Source organism: Chroococcidiopsis sp., assembly GCF_051657925.1.
Lineage (GTDB): Bacteria > Cyanobacteriota > Cyanobacteriia > Cyanobacteriales > Chroococcidiopsidaceae > Chroococcidiopsis.
In genome coordinates this window covers 1-3,822 of sequence record NZ_JBOFLP010000266.1, presented here as the reverse complement: position 1 = coordinate 3,822, position 3,822 = coordinate 1, and the positions used below count along the sequence as shown (strand labels likewise).

The 3,822-nt window shown below is 47.1% G+C and carries 5 protein-coding genes; 3 read left to right on the top strand and 2 right to left on the bottom strand.

What is annotated here, in order from left to right:
• A partial coding sequence (gene glmU, locus ACRC32_RS22125) for a bifunctional UDP-N-acetylglucosamine diphosphorylase/glucosamine-1-phosphate N-acetyltransferase GlmU (protein ID WP_438555997.1) occupies nt 1-938 on the top strand: 938 nt, incomplete at its 5' end.
• Between the two features lie 109 nt (nt 939-1,047).
• On the opposite strand, the gene ACRC32_RS22120 is transcribed toward glmU, so the two are convergent.
• Nucleotides 1,048-2,022 carry an isoaspartyl peptidase/L-asparaginase gene (locus tag ACRC32_RS22120; protein WP_438555996.1) on the bottom strand — a complete coding sequence of 325 codons (975 nt, stop codon included), beginning with the start codon at nt 2,020-2,022 and terminating at the stop codon, nt 1,048-1,050.
• A 200-nt stretch (nt 2,023-2,222) separates the two neighbouring features.
• Nucleotides 2,223-2,546, bottom strand: coding sequence for a DUF1825 family protein (locus ACRC32_RS22115; RefSeq protein WP_039715768.1), 324 nt, complete (start codon nt 2,544-2,546; stop codon nt 2,223-2,225).
• Nucleotides 2,547-2,778: 232 nt separating this feature from the next.
• On the opposite strand from ACRC32_RS22115, the gene ACRC32_RS22110 reads away from it, so the two are divergent.
• Both ACRC32_RS22110 and ACRC32_RS22105 read left to right on the top strand, forming a co-directional pair.
• The gene (locus ACRC32_RS22110) at nt 2,779-3,207 is read left to right on the top strand and encodes an NINE protein (RefSeq protein WP_438555998.1); all 429 of its coding nucleotides are present in this window, start codon (nt 2,779-2,781) and stop codon (nt 3,205-3,207) included.
• A 60-nt stretch (nt 3,208-3,267) separates the two neighbouring features.
• Complete coding sequence (locus ACRC32_RS22105) at nt 3,268-3,783, top strand: helix-hairpin-helix domain-containing protein (protein WP_438555995.1); 516 nt, start codon at nt 3,268-3,270, stop codon at nt 3,781-3,783.
• Nucleotides 3,784-3,822 lie beyond the last annotated feature (39 nt).

Genomic DNA, 3,822 nt, shown 5'->3' with positions numbered 1-3,822 from the left:
GAAGGGTATTTTGTAACGGTCAAAACATCGTCCAACAAATTATTGAAGATCGCGATTGTAGCGCAGCTCAAAAGCAAAATCGTCGCGTTAACGCTGGGGTATACTGTTTTCGCTGGCAAGATTTAGCGAACGTACTACCGCAACTACAAGCAAACAACGACCAAAAAGAATACTATTTGACAGATGCTGTAAATTTACTCCAACCCACGATGGCAGTGGATATCGAAGACGAACAAGAAATTTTGGGAGTCAACGATCGCGAACAATTAGCAACTGCCTACGAGATTTTACAAAGACGCATCAAGTCCTATTGGATGTCAGCAGGAGTCACGCTGATCGATCCAGCTAGTGTCACAATTGACGACACGGTAAAAATTCAACCAGATGTTGTCATTGAGCCACAAACCCACCTCCGGGGTCAAACCGCGATCGCCTCTGGCTGTCGGATTGGACCGGGTAGTCTCATAGAAAATAGTCAGATTGGCGAAAACGTCACGGCGATGTATTCTGTTGTCAGCAACAGCATTGTTGGTGCTGAAACTCAAATCGGTCCCTACGCTCATCTACGCGGTCAGGTTGAAGTTGGTGCGGGTTGTCGGATTGGCAATTTTGTGGAATTGAAAAATACGAAATTGGGGACAGAAACCAAAGCTGCCCATTTATCGTATTTAGGCGATGCCACCATTGGGGAAAAAGTCAATATTGGTTGCGGTACGATTACAGCTAACTACGATGGTGTAAAAAAGCATCCCACTAAAATTGGCGATCGCAGTAAGACGGGTGCTGATAGCGTCCTCGTCGCTCCGATCGAGATCGGACAGGATGTCAACATTGCCGCAGGCTCGACTATTACCGAAGACGTACCCGACGATTGTTTGGTTATTGCCAGATCGCGTCAGGTCGTCAAACCTGGCTGGAGGTTGAAGTCGAAGGAGTGATTAGGACTAGTGGGTGATGGCTAGTGAAGAAAGGGTGTGGGGTGTGGGGTGTGGGGATATTTTGAGTTTTGAGTTGCTTCCTGCTCCCTACTCCCTGCTCCCTGCTCCCTCAAATACAACCAACCTGCGTTCCCACGGGCAACTCTAAAGTGTCAGCAATCTTGTTGCCGTCGTGGAAAGCAGCCAAGATCACGTCGCTGGTTTTTCCCCAAGCGATCGCACCAGAAGCATCAAGGGCGATCGCCCCTAAGTCTCGCTGGCGATCGCTGGCTTCAGTAAACGTGCGTTGCATCGCATCTAGCAAAGTCATGCCATCCGTAACGCGGACGACGATCCGCGCTGCCAAACACTCATCGATGATGTCTTCGCCAATTCCCGTACAGCTGACGGCAGCGTGTGCCGTGGCATAATTTCCCGCAGGCATAGCAGAATCGCTGACACGTCCGATGCGTTCAAACCCTTTACCACCTGTCGATGTACCAGATGCTAGCTTTCCTTGGCTGTCTAGCACGACTACGCCAATTGTTCCCCGTCTAGCACTCGTATCGACAACTGCGGTGTCTGCATCGTCTCCTACCCCGACTTCTGCCACTACCGCCGCCATCGTCTTTGTAAAATTTTCCTGCCTTTCTTGCAGCCATTCGTTGAGACGACGCTCTGTAATCGGATCGTAGCTAGGCAGTTGCAGTTCTCGTAATAGTTCTGCTGCCCCAAAGTCTGACAACACGCGATCGGGAGAGCTTTGTAAATACAATGCTAGTTCGATTGGATGCTGGACTCGCGAGACATTAATCGTACCGCTAAATCTTTGAGCAATACCATCCATCAGCGCCGCACTCATGCGAATTTGTCCGTCCGATTGCAGCACCGATCCCGTACCAGCATTAAACAAGGGATCGTCTTCTAACATTTGACAACCACGTACCACTGCCTCGCAAGCACTCTTGCCTGCCAGCAATAAAGCATAAACCTCTTCAATAACCGGGTAGAGCGATCGCCTCACTGCTTCTACTCCACCTTTGCCGTGTAGCGAACTGCCTGCACCACCGTGAATAATTACTTTTGGTTGCACGTCTAACTCCATTTCGTCTTCGTGCTTAAAACTACCACAAAGGGGCTAGAACGGCGACCGATATAGTCGTGAATGAGAGGAGGACAAGGGGAGGACACTTGCGTGCGGGGTTCCCCCCGTTAAAGCACGTCGCGTCAAAGTGTCCGTGGACAAGGAGGACAAGGGAGAAACATACCAACAACCAACTCTGACTCCTCACTCCTAACCCCTCATTAGGACTGATTCTCTAGCTCTGCTTTCATCCGCTCCAAAGTATTATGCATTTGCTCGAACATTTGCTGCGGCGTGATCCCAAACTGATTGAGCTGAGTCTTAAGTTGTTCTACTGTCATTTGTGCCATGAAATCTTCTGAAAGTTCAAAGCGCTTCATAAAAATCCGATAGCGCTCCATCATGGCTTCCATTTGATCGATGTATAGCTTTTTTCCTTCGCGGTCAAATTTGCCGTAGCTGTTCCCCAGCTTGATCAGCGCTTGATAATCCTCAAACAGCTGTTTGGCTTCCTGTTGAACTATATCAGAATCAAAAAATCCCATAGCGCTTGTAATTATTTGAGTGAGGTACTCAAAGTTTTTATAGGTACGTCTAATATCATTCTAGTTTAGACGACAATTTAATACAGCAGTCATTGGTCACTGGTCACTGCTCCCTATTAACTGATAACCGATAAGGGAATGAATAATATAGAAGGTAAGGTAGTTAAAAAAGCGATCGCTGCCTTGGCAAAATACCTTAACCCCCCTTCCCTATGGAGTTGTCCTCATGAGCATCGTCAGCCAACAAAAAAATCGTAAAATTGCTGCTACTCTGGCTTTTGCTTGTACGGTGTTGCCGATGCCAATTGCTGGATTGCACAAGTTTTACTTGGGACAGCCTTTGTGGGGACTGCTTTATCTACTGCTCTCGTGGACACCTATTCCCCGCGTTGCTAGCGCTATTGAAGGGTTCTGGTATTTAGTTCAAGACAATGAGGAATTTGACCTTAACTTTAATTCTGAATTGGGCATGTCGGCAGCAGGCATGACGAATCTTGCCAATTTTTCCATTTTATCGAAGCGCCCCTTAACTACAGTCATGCCAGACCGAGTGAGCGCGATCGCAGATGCCATGAGAGAATTAGATAATCTCCGCCAAGAGGGGTTAATCTCGGAATACGAATTCGAGCAAAAACGCCGCCAGTTATTAGAGCAAATATAATTTTATTGGTAATGGGTAATTGGTAATAAACCACCCCGACTCCCGACTCCCGACTGCCAAATGTTAAGCTGGCTGCAAATTCAAACGATCCGCAATAGATTGCTGAACGATCCATATTATCGGTTGCAATCATTAGAAGAAATTGCTGTGGCGTTGTCTTTAGGAATTCAGATTGATGTCAACCAAGCAACGGTAGATGACTGGTTGAGGCTACCGGGACTTTCCATACATCAAGCGCGATCGCTCGTTCAACTCAGCCATGCTGGGGTACAGTTTTATTGTATTGAAGATATTGCCGCTGCTTTGAGCGTTCCCGTGCAACGCCTCGCACCCTTGACACCAATCCTCAAATTCTGTTATTACGATGCAGAGACTTCTCCTCTTGTTCGCCTCAATCCCAATACAGCGACAGTAGAAGATTTAATTCAAATTCCCACTATGGATCTGGCATTAGCACAAGCAGTCGTAGAAAATCGTCAGATGGCTGGTGCTTATCGAAATTTAGTTGATTTTCAAAAACGATTGTCCCTTCCAGGTCAGATTATTTCCCAGTTAATGCATTATTTAAATTTTTGAGTGTCATCTTGGTAGCTTAGCGATCGCTCGTCAGCAATA

Excerpts from the sequence above, each read along its gene's own strand:
- ACRC32_RS22120 (WP_438555996.1), bottom strand. The coding sequence starts at position 2,022 with ATGGAGTTAGACGTGCAACCAAAAGTAATTATTCACGGTGGTGCAGGC.
- ACRC32_RS22115 (WP_039715768.1), bottom strand. The coding sequence starts at position 2,546 with ATGGGATTTTTTGATTCTGATATAGTTCAACAGGAAGCCAAACAGCTG.
- ACRC32_RS22105 (WP_438555995.1), top strand. The coding sequence starts at position 3,268 with ATGTTAAGCTGGCTGCAAATTCAAACGATCCGCAATAGATTGCTGAAC.